Below are 16,924 nucleotides of genomic sequence, written 5' to 3' on the forward strand. Positions count from 1 at the left end.
TTAAGCTTAAATTGCGTTAGCGAGACACATTGCCCCGCGTATAAAACCCTGCCATATCATCTAAAGTCGCTTGCTCTTGACGCATGCTTTGCTCCAGTAGCGCCTCCTTGGTCTGCTGCTGTAACCACTTCAACCCTTGCTGCCGTCCCAACTGCTTACGCCATAAATTGTCGACTCGTGCCTGCTCGTGTTGCAGCAAGGTCTGCTGTTGAGCCAGTTTGCTCTTCATCGGCTCTAACGCTTGAGCCATCTGGGTCGCGTTTTGCCACAACAGCGGGTGCGATCCATATTGGCGGCCGCTATAATCGCTGATCATCTCACTTAAGGCTTGATGTTGTTGCTGAGCCTGCAGCATACGACGCAGCGCCTCATCACGCTTTTGCCCTAATTGCGCGAGCTTTTTCTCTTCCTGTTGACACAATCTAGACAGTTGTCGCTGACGCTGGCGCATAACCCATCACTTCCATTAATTGCTCTAACTGTTGCAGACTATCGGCGCGGCTGATTTTGGTCTCGGCCGCTTGCCGTAAAAACTTGGCCATCTCGGGATACGCTTGCACAGCCAAGTCCATCTCGGGATCTTGCCCCGCCTGATAACCCCCTAATGGCAATAACTCACGCACCTCATTATAGCGACTCAAGAGGTGACGCATGATATGACTTTGTTCTAGCTGACTTGGACTGGCGATCTGAGTGGCTAAACGGCTCACTGATGCATTCACATCGATAGCGGGAAAATGACCGCGCTCGGCCAGTTTACGACTCAGCACAATATGGCCATCGAGGATCGCACGAGCCGAATCGGCCACGGGATCTTGCTGGTCATCTCCCTCGGTTAGTACCGTATAGAAGGCGGTTAAGGTACCTTGTGGATGTTGACCATTACCGGCCATCTCCACCAATCGAGGCAGCTGGGCAAATGCCGAGGGTGGATAACCTTTAGTGGCTGGCGGCTCCCCCAAGCTGAGGGCGATTTCTCGCTGCGCCTGAGCGTAGCGAGTTAACGAATCCACCAGCAGTAATACTTGCTTGCCCTGATCGCGAAAACCACAGGCAATGGCATGGGATAGACGCATAGCGCGCAGGCGCATCAAGGGGGTAGTATCGGCAGGCGCGGCAATCACCACCGCGCGGCGCCGGCCAGCTTCGCCAAGGGTCTCTTCAATAAATTCGCGTACTTCTCGGCCACGCTCACCAATCAATCCCACGACCACCACATCGGCTTCGGTGAAGCGGGTCATCATACCCAAGAGCACACTCTTACCCACACCAGAGCCGGCAAACAAACCTAAGCGTTGGCCTCGGCCTATGGGCAATAAGCTGTTAATGGCTCTCACGCCAACATCCAGCGCTTGTTTGATGGGTTGGCGCAACAAGGGGTTATAACTGGTATCTGATTGTGGCACACGGGCGATACCGGTTAACTCGCCTAAGGTGTCTAGCGGCTGGCCTAATCCATCGAGCACCCGTCCGAGCAACCCTTCACCTATGGTTAGCGTTTGCTGCTCGACCATGGGTAACACGCGGGCGCCGGGCATCAGCCCTTGGGTGGTTTCAATCGGCATGAGACAGAGCACATCCTTATGAAAGCCCACCACTTCGGCTTCGATAAGCCGGCCGTTACGTCCTTCGATTTGGCAGCGATCGCCCATTCCAAGCTGGCAGCCTACGGCCTCTAGCAACAGGCCGTTGACTCGGGTCAACCGCCCATAAACGCGGGCAACTGGCACATTAGGCCAGTCCTGCGGTGCTAACTCAGGCTTCAAGATCCGCCTCATTCAATTTGGCTTCTACCTGCTGCATGCAGGCATCGAGCCGCGTTTCTACCGAGGCGTCGGCGTCAGATTTATCACTGACAATGCGGCAGCTACCGGCTGAAATACTGGCGTCTGCTACTAGGTTCCAGCCACGGATTTTATCTTCGGCCAGCTCTTTTAACTTGGTCACGGCCGAAGGCTCAAGGTGAATTTTAACGTCACTTTGATCATCGGGCAGTGCGCTTAAGGTCTCTTCCACTAGCTTAAGGATCTGCTGCGGCTGCAAGGTTAACTCACAGCGGATCACCTGTTGTGAGACGCGGCGAACCAGATCTAAAATCAGGCTCTGCTGTTCATTGACCTGTTTACAATGACCCTCTTCTAACAAGGCTTTGAGCGCCCCCAGGGGAGCTATTATCTCATTGAGCTGCTCATCGATACTGGCTTTGCCTGCTTGCTGACCTTCAAGTTTACCTTGCGAAAAACCGGCGGCATGACCAGCGGTTGTGCCCTCTTGCAAGCCTACTTCATAGCCGGCATCGCGGCCTTGCTGCATGCCTTCATCGTAGCCTTGCTCGAACGCTTGCTGATAATCTTGCCAGCCAGCGCCTTCACTTCCCGGCTCGCCTGTACTGGAGAGCGGCGGGAATCGATAGCGCCGTGCTAGCTTGTCATCTAAGCGCCAGCGGTTTGGTTTGTCCGCCATTAGCTCACCACCTGCTCTTCAAATAGCTGCAACTCAATTTCGCCATCTGCCATCATCTGTTTGGCGAGCGTCATAATATCTTTACGTGCACCGTTGGCGCGGCTTACCGGCACACCACCTAGGGCGTCGACCTGAGTTTCAATGGCCGACGACATACGTTTAGGCAAGGCCTCGAGTAGCGCATCTTTAAGTTCTAAGTCGATCCCTTTTAGGGCTAGGGCTAAGGTTTCACCTGGCACTTGCCCTAACAAGGTCTGCAAAGTCTCTGACTTTTGACGTCCCAAAATAATAAAGTCGAACATGTTATCGGTGACATCGCTGGCCAACTGCTTATCGAACAGTTTAATCATCTCCATCAACTGCTCGCGGTCGCCTTCAAAGCGGTTAAGAATATCGGCCACTTGCTTAACACCGGCCACTTGAGTATGGCTCTTTTCCATCGCCATTAGCATGCAGCGCTCGACGAGCTGACGCAGTTCATCGACCACGTGGCGGTCGAGATCGCCCAGCTGAGCAATACGAATTAACACCTCGTCTTGGCTGGCGCCTGGCAACATTTTTAAGATTTCGGCCGCACTTTCTGGCGGCAGCAAGCCCAGCAGCACCGCCTGTAGTTGGCTATGCTCGTGGGCAATCTCTCTGGCAAGCAGCTTAGGCTCAACCCATTCGAGGCGCTTCACCAGTACCTTAATTTCATCGCCATAGATGTTGTCGATAAGGCTTTTTGCCACGCGATCGCCCAAGGCGATATCGAGGGTTTTTTGTAAATAGGAGCGCGAGGCTCTGGCAATACCCGACTGCTCTTTATAGCGTTCGAAGAAGCGACTCAATACCGCTTCCGCTTTATGTTGAGTAATGCTGGAGAGGCGGGCCATTTTGTGGCTCAGGTGCTGGACATCATCACGGTCTAGATGCGCCATCACCATCGCAGCGCCTTCTTCGCCCATGCTCAGCAGCAACATGGCCGCTTGCGAATAGTTGTCCATCTTGATGTCGAGATCGTTATTATCATTCACCGTCTTTATTACCTATCCAATGAGCTATCACTTCGGCAACCCGTGCCGGTTCCTTATTTGCAAGCATGCTGAGATGCTCCATCTTCACCGTTAAGGGTGAACCAGGCTCTGGCAGCCCTTGACTCCCCAACCAGTCGGCGTCGGCAAGCTGTTTATCACCGCCGGCTTTGGGCGGTAAGGCTGCGGGCGCGGGCTCACTGGTGGCTGCAACAGGGAGCGCGGCGGCTTGGCTTTCGGCCTCATCGGCTTGCTTCTGCGAGGTGCGAGTCAAGTGTGTCACCAGCGGACGCAACACGAAGAAGATAAGGCCTATGCCCAGCAATCCACCAATCAGGTAACGCAGGTATGTTTGGTAATGCTCTGCTTGCCACCAGGGCATTGGACTAAATTCAGCCACGGTCGTTGGTGCAAAGGCAAACGCATTAATGCTAAAGCTGTCGCCTCGCGGCGCTGAAAAGCCGATGGCATCTTTCACCATGTTGCCTAATTTCAGTAGCTGAGCCTCTTCCTGCGCGGCATCTGTGATGGTGGTGCTATTGACCAATACCGACACCGAGAGGTTTTCTAACTGCATCTGCTGATAACGGATATGACGCACTGAACGGCCAACGTCATATTGACGGCTCTCTTCTTGGCGTACATTACGGTTGGTATCTGTCCCTGCACCCTCTTCGTTAGGTTGCGGTGGTTGATTGCTTAATGCGCCTGGGATCCCCGCTGCAATAGCGGCATTGTTGTCGTCTAAACTGGTGCGTTCTTGGGTCATCACCGCCTGGGGATCGAGTGACTCTTTGGTCTCTTCCACTTGGTTAAAGTTAACTTTGGCGTTGACTCTGACTTGGAAATTGTCAGCGCCAAGCACGGGGGCTAACATTGACGACGCATTAGCAATTAAGGTCTGCTCTAGTTCGCGGGTGTACTGCAGTTGGCGATCGCGCGCCTGAGTAATATCTTGATTATCAGCGATAGCGGCACTTAAGAAATTACCGTTTTGATCAACCACCTTAACGTTCGCTGGCGTCATACCTGTGACACTGCCCGCGACTAAGTTAACAATCGATTCGACTTGAACTTCGTTCAGTGTCGAACCTGAATAGAGTTGCACCATCACCGACGCCGTTGGCAGCTCGGGTTGCTGACGAATAAACAGGGTGCGCTTAGGTATGGCTAAATGCACTCGCGCAGCGCGAACTGGTTTAAGCGCCATAATGGTGCGCGATAATTCACCTTCGAGGCTGTGGCGGTATTTCGCCTGCTCCATAAACTGGCTGGTGCCTAGGCCTGAATTGTCGAGCTGATCCATCCCCGATGGCACTTTAGCCTTTACACCGCGGGCAGCCAGTAACATTCGCGCCATGCCGAGTTGGTCTTCGGCCACCAGCACTAAGCCGGTATTGGCTTCGAGTCGGTAATTAACGCCTTCGGCCTCCAGCACTTCGATAACTTGCGAGGTTTCAACATTTTCCTGGCTACCATACAGAGGACGATACCCCTGACTGGCTGTCCATAACATAAGCACGATCACGCTAGCCACCACAGTGGATAGCAGTGCCAATACCATCACTTGACGGTCACCACTGGTGAATTGACGCCACTTTTGCGTCACACTCGCCAATGGGCTAGTGCGGGCATCTCCATTGATGTCCGGGCTAGATTGAATAACAGAAGTAGACATACAACAATTTCCTTACAAAGGCATCTTCATTACATCGTCGAAGGCTTGCACCAATCGATTACGGATTTGCATCATTGCCGAAAAGGATAGGCTAGCCTTTTGTGACGCGACCATGGCACCTACCAAGTCGTCGCTCGCGCCGCTATCTACCGCTTTCATCATCATTGATGAGTGGTTTTGATCTTGGTTTATCGCCGAGATTTTGTGTTTCATCAGCTCGGTAAACGAACCAACTGCCATGCCATTATCGGCAGGATTGGCGCTAATATTGATGGCTCCCTTGGCTATCTCACGATGCACGCTCAGGGTGTCGAGTAATCCAGTCGAGCTGACGTGCGTCCCATTAACCATAAAAATTCCTATTCATCTTTAGTTGCTTCATGCCGCTTGACCGGCACGTTGTAGTAATTGATCGACGTCGATACCCGACTCGCGCATTTGTGCCAACTTGTACCTCAACGCTCGCGTGGTCATCCCAAGGGCATCGGCACTTTTGTTACGATTTCCATTGAAACGTTTGAGGATGTCGACGATATATTGAAACTCTGCCTGACGCTTAGACGCCTTAAGACCATCACCCGTGTCGGCCGGCTCTGGCGACATCAGCAGCTCTACGGCTAAGCCTAACTCTGCCGCTTGTATCGCCTGTCCGCGGCGCATTACGAGTGCGCGCTGAATGCAGTTTTCTAACTCGCGCACATTGCCTGGCCAGTCGTGTGCCATTAACAGTTGCTTAGCCGGTTCGCTGAAGTAACACGGCGCAGCCGAACCGGGCGTGTCATATACACACAAAAAATGTTCGGCTAAGGGTAAAATATCGGCCTTGCGCTCACGCAGGGGAGCAATGGTTAGCGGTAACACATCCAAACGATAGAAGAGATCTTCTCTGAAGGCGCCCATCTCAACCGCTTTACGTAAGTCTTTATTAGTTGAGGCGATTAATCTGATATTTAACGGGATCAGCTGATTGCCACCCAAGCGTTCAACTTCACGCTCTTGTAATACCCGCAGTAATTTTGCTTGTAGCAATAGTGGCATTTCGCCAATTTCATCGAGCAGCAAGGTGCCACCGTTAGCCTGTTCAAATTTACCGGCTTTGTCGCTCAGTGCGCCGGTAAAGGCCCCTTTTACGTGACCGAACAGTACCGACTCCAACATGCTCTCAGGAATGGCCGCACAGTTAATCGCGACAAAAGCGTTATTAGCTCGTGATGAGTGGCGATGAATATAATGGGCTAGCGGCTCTTTACCTGTGCCGCTTTCACCACAAAGTAAGACGCTGGCTTCGGTTGCGGCAGCGCGGTGGGCTAACATCAATAGTTGGCGGCTCACTGCCGCGGCGACCACTAGACTCGTGTCTGGTTGCTCGAGACGGCGTAAACGGTTCACTAGCGCAAACAGTGACTCGCCGATCACAGGTAGTAATAAGTAATCCTGCGCGCCAGCTTGCATCGCCGCCGCCGCTAATTCACTTTGCTCTGGTGCCAACAATGCCACCAGATTACCGGCCTGATATTCGGTTAATTGCGCTGCAACCTCGTTGGGCTCGCATTGTGATAAGTTAACCAAGGTCAACCAAGGCTGGCAGTTACCTTGTTGCCATAGACTAAATCCAGCACTTAAAAGTTGTTGTTGGATATCATCTGGTAGCTCTATACCTAGGGTTCTAATACTGAGGGAATTCATATCGATGCTCTCCAATCGGAACCTATCACTTTGAGGTCTGCTTAACTAAACGTATGCTGACTCTGCGATTGGCCTGCCGACCCACCTCAGTCGTGTTGCTGCTTTTGGGGTAGCGGGTGCCATGACTGCGCACCTGTATCATGGCTCGGCTTATGCCCAGCTCAATCAAGCGTGCGACCACTTCGTCACTGCGTTGTCTGCTTAACATCAAGTTAGCCAGTCGATCACCGTTACTGTCGGCGTGGCCATCGACCAAAATTTGGTTAATCTGTTTATCGGCCTTGACGTAGGCGGCGATCGCTTGGATATCGGCCAGTTGTGCCGCAGTTAAGCTGTCTGAACCTTTGGCAAACAACAATTCACGCTGGCGAACATAAGAAAAAGGTTGAGGCAGCAGATTACCTATGCATTGACTCATCTGACGCGCTCCGGCTTGGGTCGATACCGCGCTCGAGTCTATTCGATAGAGCGACTCGCCTTGCTCGGCAAGCAAGATTTGCCACGCATAATTACTTTCTAATGCTTCGAGAAAGAGGTCTGCTGAAGAGGTGCTTACAGCACTTTTACCCTGACCTTGCAAGGTCGTGCGGGCTAAAATACTGGTCTGGGATTGCCATGTAGAAGGTTCGATACTGGCGGTGATCTCTAGACTGTCAAGTGCAAGCCAATCGGCATTAAGCGTCAAGCGGATCGGCTGACCAGGTTGGGCGACTAACGCCATAGCGCCGAATCCCGTAACGGGGTGGCGCAGCTCACAACCAAAGCGATCACCTTGATACAGCCACTGGGCTTTTTCAAGCGGCGTTTTATAAACGGTCACATTAGGGTTAGATAATGCCACAGGAGCCGACAGCACAAGCAATAAGAATAAAGAAAAACTAACAAAACCACGCATAAACAACCTCAATGCCTTTATTCTTATGGCGTGATCGACACTCCTAAAGCTTAATCTTTGGCAATAATTACTCTGGAACACAATTTGTTAATAACTCGTAATGCGGTCCATCGCAAATGAATTGGCGCAAACATCAAAATAGTTAATCAAACACTTAGTAATAAAGCAGCACCGATTAACTCAGATTAATCAAACTATATATGTTGATAGTTTTTCATCCAAAAAAAACTAATCATCAATCAATGAAAATCAATTAGTTGATTCATTAATTAATACCTAGTCCATTGGGAGCCTAACGATCATGAAGTTGGTAAAAAACTTTATTTTTCAGCTAGTAGGTATTTCATCTATTTAGGTCGTTTTATCGATGACAGCTCGATATAAACGCAAAGTACTTTACTAGTATGACAGATAGTATGTCAATTACACACTGATTAAAAAATAGTTCACTATTGGTGATCTTTTAAGATTGAAACCGACATACTTGACTGGTATGTTTAGCGCCAAATTAAGATTGGCTGCATTTTAAATATAAAAAAATACCACCTAAAGAGTCAATAAAATAACTATCGACAATTATTTGGCGCCAATTCAATAATTAAAATAGCAAATTGAAAATGAAATGTTCACTGATAAATAATTAGCAATCTTTATTTAACAAATGAATAGATGTTAGTGAGCAAAAATAAAACAAACTCGAAATTGAGCTTTATTTTAAAAATGTGATCGACTGCTCAGTTTTTACTTTAGACAAAACAGATGACATGTCTATAGACAGATGTTAGTGATTTTTTAGTATTCGACCTTTATATAAATCAATACTAAGCGTGATCAGTTAGGCGAATCTTGCTTTCAATGCGGAGAAAAAATGAAAACAACGACAAAATCTCGCCTACTAAAGGCAGGCTCAGGCCATAAGGTTAGGCCAGTGATGCTAGTACAGGAAAAACTTGCTCGGGCACGCTTGCTGCAGCAACTCATCCTTAGCAGACGACCATTACTGGATGCCATCAATACGGTACTGGCCCCCTTAACCCGTAATGGTCATGGCGCCGTGTATAACGTGACATTGACAGAGCAGGATAGTCCGCTGCAGCCCGAAAGTTATCATGCTTGGTTTGTGTGTCGTTATCAGCAAAAGACCCTTGGGTGGTGGCGAATCGACAGTTGTACCTTAGATCAGCTGGCCAGTTGCTATTACGGTAGCCTTGCAACCCCTCTGAGTTCACCGCTGCGTGAGCCTAGCCAGTCGGAATTTAGATTGGTGAAAAACTTATTACTCCAAGCCCTAAGCGCACTACCGATGGGGAAAATAGACCCCGAGCAAGTTGAGCTAGAGTTGGTTAAACCGCCAATGTCACTTGATGCTCCAGCAGTCTGGTCTATCGACCTTGGCAAAGAGCGTTGCGTGGCTCCTATGCTGTTTTGCATGGCCGAACACTTGCTTGGGCTAATGTCTGAACAACCCAAGGAATCTGTAGCCAACAAAGATCTGGCGAAAAAGCTCGAGCTTTGGTTACAACAATTACCCATTAAGTTGCAGATGACCTTAGGCCAACACGCCATGCCAGTGCGTTCGCTTAACCAGCTTAATGTTGGCGACATACTGCCAATGAATTTAAACCCTAAGGGCCAGCTTAATGTGGGTAACCGCCCCTTATTCCAGGCTTCCGTGCATAGTCATGAAGGCCAAATGGTCGCCAAATTGACCCAAGATATATTTCAACATGAGGACAGCAACATTGGCTGAACAGGACTTACTATCGAATGACGAGTTTTTACTCGACGATGACATTTTCGCCGAAGATAACTTTTCTACGCCTAAGGCTCAGAATAAACCATTGAAAGATATTTCATTCTTTCAACAACTTCCGGTGCAGGTCACACTTGAATTGGCCAGCGCAGAGATGTGTCTTGGCGAGCTGACACGTATGGGTGAAGGCGATGTCATAGCCCTAGACCGTATGGTGGGTGAGCCCTTAGATATCAGAGTCAATGGTGCGCTGCTAGGTAAGGGTGAAGTCGTTGAAGTGGGCGGACGCTATGGTGTACGCCTACTTGAAGTAGAAGATATCGGTTTAGGCGGAGCAAGCGACTAATGCTACTGCGAGCGTTGATACTGAGCCTCTGCCTTTTAGCCCCTCAGGCATTTGCCGCTGATGGCCTCACATTACTCACGCTCGATGGGGCTCAAGAGAGCCAAGCGGTCAACATAAAGCTGGAGATCTTGGCGCTGATGACGGCGCTAAGCCTGTTGCCTGCGCTGCTAATGATGATGACCAGCTTCACGCGCATCGTCGTGGTATTGGCGATTTTAAGGCAGGCATTGGGGTTACAGCAAAGTCCGCCCAATAAGGTACTTATCGGTATCGCGCTAGTACTAACGATTTTTATCATGCGCCCTGTGGGGGATCGTATCTATCAAGATGCCTACCTGCCTTACGATCAAGGTCAGCTTGAACTAACCGAAGCTGTCGCTATTGCCAAAGTCCCCTTGAGTCAGTTTATGCTGGCACAAACCCGAGAAACCGACTTAGAGCAGATGCTTAAGATTGCGGGTGAACCTACCAATCTTAAGGCTGAAGAGGTGCCATTTTTTGTACTGATGCCCGCTTTTGTGTTGAGTGAGCTCAAAACGGCGTTTCAAATTGGCTTCTTACTCTTTTTGCCCTTTTTGGTGATCGACTTGGTCGTGGCCAGTGTGTTGATGTCTATGGGGATGATGATGCTGTCGCCACTGATCATTTCGTTGCCGTTTAAGCTGATGATCTTTGTCTTAGTCGACGGCTGGTCTATGACGGTCAGTACCCTGACTGCGAGTTTTGGGTAACATAATGGATACCAATCAACTCACAGTTTTATTCGCCGATGCCATGTATCTTGTGGTCGCCATGGTGATGGTACTTGTGACCCCTGGCTTACTGCTCGGCTTGTTGATCGCCGTATTTCAAGCGGCGACACAGGTCAATGAACAAACCTTGAGCTTCTTACCCCGCTTGGTCTTGACCCTGTTAATGGTACTTTTTGCTGGTCATTGGTTAATTCAGAAACTGATGGATTTCTTCGACCAGTTATTTATGAACATTCCCCACATCATAGGCTGACATGCTTTCGCTCACTTCAATCGAGATAAGCACCATGATTGGCAGCTTCTGGTGGCCTTTTTGTCGTCTAATGGGGGCATTTATCGTGATGCCTTTGCTAGGGAATGCCTTCGTGCCTGTGACGGTGAGAATTTTACTGGCTTTCAGCCTAGCTGCGCTGCTGGGCCCTATGCTACCTCCTGTGCCTCAGGTGGATGCCGTCTCCGCTGGAGCCCTATTACTGGCGATTGAACAGCTGTTAATTGGATTTATGTTGGGGTTGTTTCTCAGTATTTTGCTGCATGTCATGAGTATGCTGGGCACTATCATGTCGATGCAGATGGGCTTGGCAATGGCCATTATGAATGATCCAGCCAATGGCAACTCTAATCCGATTTTAAGCCAATGGTTCTTAATGTTTGGCACCTTAATCTTTCTGGCCTTAGACGGTCACTTAGTGGCGATTGGCATATTGGTCGACAGTTTTCGTCTATGGCCGATTGGCACGGGCATTTTTGATCTGCCGTTAATGGGGCTGATCCATCGTGTTGGCTGGCTCTTTGCGGCGTCATTAATGCTGGCGATTCCGGCGGTATTAGCCATGCTGATGGTTAACATTACCTTTGGAGTATTAAGCCGCGCCGCGCCCTCATTGAATATTTTTTCACTGGGTTTCCCTATGACCATGCTGATGGGCCTACTGTGCGTATTGCTCTCTTTTAGTGGCATCCCCAGTCGTTACAGCGATGTGTGCCTCGATGCGCTCACCGCTATGTATCAGTTTATCGGTGGCAGCGCATGAGTCAGAACGATAAACACGATAAAACCGAGGAACCCACCCAGCAGAAACTGCGCAAGGCCAGAGAAGAGGGCCAGGTTCCGCGATCGAAAGATCTGGCGGCGGCGGCACTGATCATCAGCTGTTCTTTACTGCTCACCAGCAGTGCCGACTGGTTTGCCGAGAAAGTCAAAGAGCTGCTCAAATACAATATGTACCTGACCAAGGCCGATCTAAACCAGCCAGATATGATGACACGCCACTTAGGCGCGAGCCTGATGCATATGCTCGAGCTTCTGGGGCCGCTGTTTATTATGGTCGCGCTATTAGCTGCCGTGGCTGGTGCCCTGCCCGGTGGCCCCCTATTGAGCTTTAGTAATGCGGGATTTAAATATAGCCGCATCGATCCTGTCTCTGGCATTGGTCGCATCTTCTCGGTGCAATCATTGATTGAGCTGCTTAAGTCTGTGCTTAAAATTGTGTTGTTGATTGGCATCATGTTTGCCTTTTTAAGCGGCCATTTACAAGAGCTGCTGAACTACAGTCAACTGCCCATCGATGAGGCGATTAGCCGCGGTATGACTCTGCTATCGGAAGGGATGCTTTATTTAGGTACAGGCCTGCTGGCCATCGCGCTGATTGATGTGCCTTATCAATATTGGCATCACCGTAAAGAGCTGCGCATGTCTCATCAAGATCTTAAAGATGAACATAAGCAGCAGGAAGGTAAGCCCGAAATTAAGGCGAAAATACGTCAATTACAACAACGTATGGCGCGATCTCGTGCCGATACCGTGATTCCAAAAGCCGATGTGCTCTTGGTTAACCCCACCCATTATGCGGTGGCCTTAAAATATGACCCCAACTTGGCCGATGCCCCTTACGTTATCACTAAGGGCACCGAAGAGTTAGCCCTGTATATGCGTAAGCTCGCCAAGCAACATAATATCGAAGTGATTGAGATCCCGGCGCTTACCCGCGCTATCTATCATACGACACAGGTCGATCAACAAATTCCGGCAGCGCTATTTACCGCGATTGCCCATGTACTTAGCTATGTAATGCAGATTAAGGCGTCTCGCCAAGGCAAACAACAAAAGCCTGAGCCTTTGCCTCATTTCTTCATTCCTCCCCATTTACGACACGATTAAAGGATTGCTTAACCTATGAACTGGCTATCACGCACCTTTTCAGGAAACTATAGCGCTATCGGCATCCCTGTGATGCTGCTAGCGATTCTGGCCATGGTGATTTTGCCGCTGCCACCTTGGTTGCTCGACGTCCTCTTTACCTTCAACATCGTCCTTGCGGTGATGGTGTTGTTGGTGAGTGTGTCGATCCGCCGGCCATTGGAGTTTTCGGTATTCCCAACGCTCCTACTGCTAGCCACCTTGATGCGCTTGACGCTGAACGTGGCATCCACCCGAGTGGTGTTAATTGAAGGCCACGAAGGCGGCGACGCTGCGGGTCGAGTCATTCAAGCTTTTGGTGAAGTGGTCATTGGCGGCAACTATGTTGTCGGTGCGGTTATCTTCCTCATCTTAATGATCATCAACTTTGTGGTGATCACTAAAGGTGGCGAACGTATTTCTGAGGTATCTGCGCGCTTTACACTCGATGCCTTGCCCGGTAAACAGATGGCGATTGATGCCGATCTTAATGCTGGCACCCTCACCCATGAACAGGCCCGCATCCGCCGCCAAGATGTCGCCAGAGAAGCCGATTTCTATGGCTCGATGGACGGTGCCTCTAAGTTTGTCCGTGGTGATGCCATTGCCGGGCTGTTGATCCTCGCGATCAACATTATTGGTGGTATCAGTATCGGTATCTTTATGCACGATCTCAGTGCCGCCGATGCCTTTAAAACTTACGCGCTACTCACCATAGGTGACGGCCTAGTTGCGCAGATCCCCTCGCTACTGTTAGCCACAGCGGCAGCCATCATAGTAACCCGGGTCTCTGATGCTGAGGAGATGCCGGCGCAATTAACCCGACAACTACTGGCCAATCCAAAGACTTTAGCGACGGCGGCAGTAGTGATGTTTATCTTAGGCATCACCCCGGGCATGCCTGCAGCAGTGTTCCTGTCGTTTGCACTGTTACTGGGCTTCGCCTCATGGCGACAAAGCCGTAATGTGACGCCCATTGCCGAGAGTAGCGCCGATGAAACCATTGAGAACACCCTCACTGAGCCCTCTGCACCGAGCTGGGACGCCCTGCCCTACACAGATATTATCGAGGTTCGCCTTGGCTATCGTCTAGTGCATTTAGTGGAAAAAACCAAGGGCGCCGAACTGCAAAAACGCCTCACGGGGATTAGACGCACCTTGTCAGAACAAGCAGGCTTCTTGCTTGCAGAAGTGCGGGTACGAGACAACCTCACTCTCGCCCCTAACGCCTATCAAATCAATTTTATGGGTACTCAGGTGGCCTATGCCGAGTTAGAGCCCGATCGCCTTATGGCCATTAAAAGTGGCCCAGTGTACGGCAAAATAGATGGTATCTTAACGGTGGAACCAGCCTATCAAATGGATGCGGTATGGATAGAGACCGACATTAAGGCCAAGGCGCTGAACTTAGGCTACTCGGTGGTCGACAACGCGACTGTCATTGCCACCCACGTGAGCAAACAGCTGCGAGAATCGCTGGCCGACTTACTGCAACACGATGATATTATGCATCTGAGCGATCGCCTCAGTAAGCAAGCGCCTAAGCTGGCAGAGGCCTTAACCACAGCGTTAACTCCGGTGCAATTACTGAAAGTATTTCGTTTACTGCTAAAAGAACAGGTGCCGTTAAAAGATATTCGCACCATCGCCACCACGTTACTTGAGTGCAGCGAGCAGACCAAAGATCCCGTACTACTGGCCGCCGATGTTCGCTGCGCGTTGCGCAACAGTATCTTACAGCAGATAGTGGGAACCAGTGCGAAATTGAATGTACTGACCCTGGCGCCGGAATTAGAGCAGACCCTAATGACTGCACTCAACCAGTCACAGCAACAGGGCAAAGTGGCACTCGACAGTTTTCCGGTAGAACCGAGTTTACTCGCCCAGCTGCAACAGCGCATGCCACAACTGCTGAGCGAAATTAAAGAGAAAGGTCACAGCCCTATCTTACTGGTATCGCCACAACTAAGGCCGCTGCTGGCTCGTTATGCACTGGCTTTTGCCAGGGGACTACATGTGCTCTCCTATAACGAAGTGCCTGAAACAAAAGAACTGATGATCGCAGGTCAACTCGGTTAACCTAACTGCTAGCCTTGGTGAGCCCCAAGGCTAGCACGCAAGATTGATCGCCATCATAAGCTTATCTCTGTTACACTCATGAGCTTATAATGCACCCACTTTTATCTTGCTCACTCAATGACTGTAACCCCTATGACACGGACAATTGGCTCACTAATACCTCATCCTTACAGCAGTGAGCACACGCTTACCTCCCCCCAATTACAGCGCTTTTGGCAACAAATCACCACAGGTGAATTGGCCGTCAGCCCAGAGATCACACTGGCTTATATGGCAGTCACTCATCCCAGCCATAAGCGCACCCTAGTGCTCAGTAATGGCCGTGTCGAGTCTTACCTTAAGTACCAAGAAGTGATCTACGATTGCTATCGACAAGGTTACAATGTTTATGCTCTGGATCACCGAGGACAAGGGCTCTCTAGTCGGCTGACATTGAATCCCCATAAGGGACATGTCGAGCATTTTGATGATTATGTTGATGACTTTGAAAAATTTATCGAACAGGTTGTCCTACCCGCACAAGTACAAGATAGCCCCCTATTTTTGCTGGGGCATTCAATGGGCTGTGCCATCAGTAGCCTGTATGTCGCACGTAATCCTCACACTTTTAGCGCGGCTGCATTTTCAGCACCCATGTATGGCATACGTCTACCCGCACCTAAACCGGCGATCCTCTGGCTTGCCACTTGGTTAGACAAATTCAGACGAGATGGCGAACCCAACTATGTACCTGGCGGGTGCAACTATCGTCAGGTAGCCTTTGAAAAAAATGAGCTTACTCATTGTCAAATACGCTATCGGCGGTACCAACAGCTCTATAACGAGCGCCCCGAATTACAGTTAGGCTCACCCACCAATCGCTGGCTAACCGAGTCAATTAAGGCTGCTGAATACTGCGTTAACAGCGTCAAACACAGTACTGTCCCCATGTTAATTCTGCAAGCAGATGAAGACACCATAGTCGATAACACGGCACAAGACAGGGCAATAGGGGAGAATGCCCAGCGAGTCATTGTCCATGGCGCGCGGCACGAAATACTTTTTGAGAGCGACAACATCCGCAATCACGCCCTTAACAGCCTATTTGACTTTTTCCAGCAATACGCCTAAACCCCATCACTTTGGGGTAGTCATACCCAATAAGGGCTATCCCAATAAACTAGCGGTAAACATCGCTCACCGCTCTCCATTGGCTTTATCTACATACAGATAAACGCAGTCATAAAACACCTCCCCATCTGCATTGAGCCACCCAGTCATATCTATGCATTAAAAACAGCCCTAAACTTATCTAAATAGTGGCTCGATATTCACCAACTTATCCGCAGATACCGCTTCGAGCAGTCACAAGGGCACCTAACCCGCTTAACAAAAACATTCGACCAACATGGAGTAGGGTATATAGACAGCGAAATAGACAGGGAAAATATGACCTAGTAATAAGCTTATGAACGAGAGCTAGAGTCAACTTGGCGACAGCCAAATGCGAGCGAATGAGAAACAAGGACACTGAACTGGCTTTTATATAGGGATATATTGAGTCGAACTGGCTATTGGCAGAATGCAGGCAGATTTCTGTTTATAAAGAGTCAGCCCCTAGGGGTGGGTAAATACCAAACAATGTTAGGAACCTTGATGGTCCAACTGAACGACGAAGAGCATGGGTACATAAATGCCACATAGACCATGGATGCTCGAGAGTGACCACTGCTTTAGCAACGACTCACGCACTACACTTAGTACCATCGTTATCATTTCTCTGAAAAACAAATACGAAAAAGCCCTTAGCATTGCTGCTAAGGGCTTATCGTAATGTTGGCGGAGCGGACGGGACTCGAACCCGCGACCCCCGGCGTGACAGGCCGGTATTCTAACCAACTGAACTACCGCTCCTTTAGACCTGAGTCTAAATTCTTTTATCGTCGCTAACGTGTCATGGCTAGGAGACGTGCTCTATTGAGCGTATTAGGCGTCTGGAAATGACCTACTCTCACATGGGGAGACCCCACACTACCATCGGCGCGATTGCGTTTCACTTCTGAGTTCGGGATGGGATCAGGTGGTACCACAATGCTATGGT

16 protein-coding genes, 1 tRNA gene and 1 rRNA gene are annotated in these 16,924 nt (G+C 49.9%); 8 read left to right on the plus strand and 10 right to left on the minus strand.

The genetic code is table 11. From position 1 onward, the window contains the following. Positions 1–16: 16 nt before the first annotated feature. Genes DVO77_RS17875 through DVO77_RS17910 form a run of 8 tightly spaced genes read right to left on the minus strand, consistent with a single transcriptional unit; the run spans position 17 to position 7,735 of the window. Positions 17–451, minus strand: a complete 435-nt coding sequence (locus tag DVO77_RS17875) for a flagellar FliJ family protein (RefSeq protein WP_119979258.1) — start codon at positions 449–451, stop codon at positions 17–19. Further along, on the minus strand, positions 423–1,778 hold the full coding sequence (locus DVO77_RS17880) for a FliI/YscN family ATPase (RefSeq protein WP_119979259.1): 1,356 nt from the start codon (positions 1,776–1,778) through the stop codon (positions 423–425). The genes DVO77_RS17875 and DVO77_RS17880 overlap by 29 nt, the downstream gene beginning before the upstream one ends. Beyond that, complete coding sequence (fliH, locus tag DVO77_RS17885) at positions 1,756–2,463, minus strand: flagellar assembly protein FliH (RefSeq protein WP_119979260.1); 708 nt, start codon at positions 2,461–2,463, stop codon at positions 1,756–1,758. The genes DVO77_RS17880 and fliH overlap by 23 nt, the downstream gene beginning before the upstream one ends. Continuing rightward, on the minus strand, positions 2,463–3,449 hold the full coding sequence (locus DVO77_RS17890) for a flagellar motor switch protein FliG (protein WP_110458478.1): 987 nt from the start codon (positions 3,447–3,449) through the stop codon (positions 2,463–2,465). Before DVO77_RS17890 ends, fliH begins: the two co-directional genes overlap by 1 nt. Before the next feature lie 22 nt (positions 3,450–3,471). Continuing rightward, on the minus strand, positions 3,472–5,154 hold the full coding sequence (gene fliF / locus DVO77_RS17895; protein WP_119979261.1) for a flagellar basal-body MS-ring/collar protein FliF: 1,683 nt from the start codon (positions 5,152–5,154) through the stop codon (positions 3,472–3,474). Positions 5,155–5,166: 12 nt separating this feature from the next. Beyond that, positions 5,167–5,505, minus strand: coding sequence for a flagellar hook-basal body complex protein FliE (fliE, locus tag DVO77_RS17900; protein ID WP_110458443.1), 339 nt, complete (start codon positions 5,503–5,505; stop codon positions 5,167–5,169). 27 nt (positions 5,506–5,532) lie between these two features. Continuing rightward, positions 5,533–6,840: a sigma-54 interaction domain-containing protein gene (locus tag DVO77_RS17905; protein ID WP_119979262.1), complete on the minus strand. Its 1,308-nt coding sequence runs from the start codon at positions 6,838–6,840 to the stop codon at positions 5,533–5,535. A gap of 25 nt (positions 6,841–6,865) precedes the next feature. Further along, positions 6,866–7,735, minus strand: coding sequence for an OmpA family protein (locus DVO77_RS17910; RefSeq protein WP_119979263.1), 870 nt, complete (start codon positions 7,733–7,735; stop codon positions 6,866–6,868). An 868-nt stretch (positions 7,736–8,603) separates the two neighbouring features. On the opposite strand from DVO77_RS17910, the gene DVO77_RS17915 reads away from it, so the two are divergent. From DVO77_RS17915 to DVO77_RS17950, 8 genes are all read left to right on the plus strand, one after another. Beyond that, positions 8,604–9,485 (plus strand): FliM/FliN family flagellar motor switch protein, encoded by an 882-nt coding sequence (locus tag DVO77_RS17915; protein ID WP_110458446.1) that lies wholly within the window; start codon positions 8,604–8,606, stop codon positions 9,483–9,485. Further along, the gene (gene fliN / locus DVO77_RS17920) at positions 9,478–9,834 is read left to right on the plus strand and encodes a flagellar motor switch protein FliN (protein WP_110458447.1); all 357 of its coding nucleotides are present in this window, start codon (positions 9,478–9,480) and stop codon (positions 9,832–9,834) included. The genes DVO77_RS17915 and fliN overlap by 8 nt, the downstream gene beginning before the upstream one ends. Beyond that, positions 9,834–10,565, plus strand: coding sequence for a flagellar type III secretion system pore protein FliP (gene fliP / locus DVO77_RS17925; RefSeq protein WP_110458448.1), 732 nt, complete (start codon positions 9,834–9,836; stop codon positions 10,563–10,565). The genes fliN and fliP overlap by 1 nt, the downstream gene beginning before the upstream one ends. A gap of 4 nt (positions 10,566–10,569) precedes the next feature. Further along, positions 10,570–10,839 (plus strand): flagellar biosynthetic protein FliQ, encoded by a 270-nt coding sequence (locus tag DVO77_RS17930; protein WP_110458449.1) that lies wholly within the window; start codon positions 10,570–10,572, stop codon positions 10,837–10,839. Position 10,840: 1 nt separating this feature from the next. Continuing rightward, the gene (fliR, locus tag DVO77_RS17935; RefSeq protein ID WP_119979264.1) at positions 10,841–11,620 is read left to right on the plus strand and encodes a flagellar biosynthetic protein FliR; all 780 of its coding nucleotides are present in this window, start codon (positions 10,841–10,843) and stop codon (positions 11,618–11,620) included. Continuing rightward, on the plus strand, positions 11,617–12,747 hold the full coding sequence (gene flhB / locus DVO77_RS17940; protein WP_110458451.1) for a flagellar biosynthesis protein FlhB: 1,131 nt from the start codon (positions 11,617–11,619) through the stop codon (positions 12,745–12,747). Before fliR ends, flhB begins: the two co-directional genes overlap by 4 nt. A 15-nt stretch (positions 12,748–12,762) precedes the next feature. Then, on the plus strand, positions 12,763–14,844 hold the full coding sequence (flhA, locus tag DVO77_RS17945; protein ID WP_119979265.1) for a flagellar biosynthesis protein FlhA: 2,082 nt from the start codon (positions 12,763–12,765) through the stop codon (positions 14,842–14,844). Positions 14,845–14,976: 132 nt separating this feature from the next. After that, complete coding sequence (locus tag DVO77_RS17950; RefSeq protein ID WP_249038209.1) at positions 14,977–15,954, plus strand: alpha/beta fold hydrolase; 978 nt, start codon at positions 14,977–14,979, stop codon at positions 15,952–15,954. A 706-nt stretch (positions 15,955–16,660) separates the two neighbouring features. On the opposite strand, the gene DVO77_RS17955 is transcribed toward DVO77_RS17950, so the two are convergent. Next, a tRNA-Asp gene (locus DVO77_RS17955) sits at positions 16,661–16,737 on the minus strand. 78 nt (positions 16,738–16,815) lie between these two features. Beyond that, positions 16,816–16,924: ribosomal RNA gene (gene rrf, locus DVO77_RS17960) — 5S ribosomal RNA — on the minus strand; the annotation flags it as partial.

It is taken from the genome of Shewanella algidipiscicola (genome assembly GCF_003605125.1).
In the GTDB taxonomy this organism is placed as follows: Bacteria; Pseudomonadota; Gammaproteobacteria; order Enterobacterales; family Shewanellaceae; genus Shewanella; species Shewanella algidipiscicola.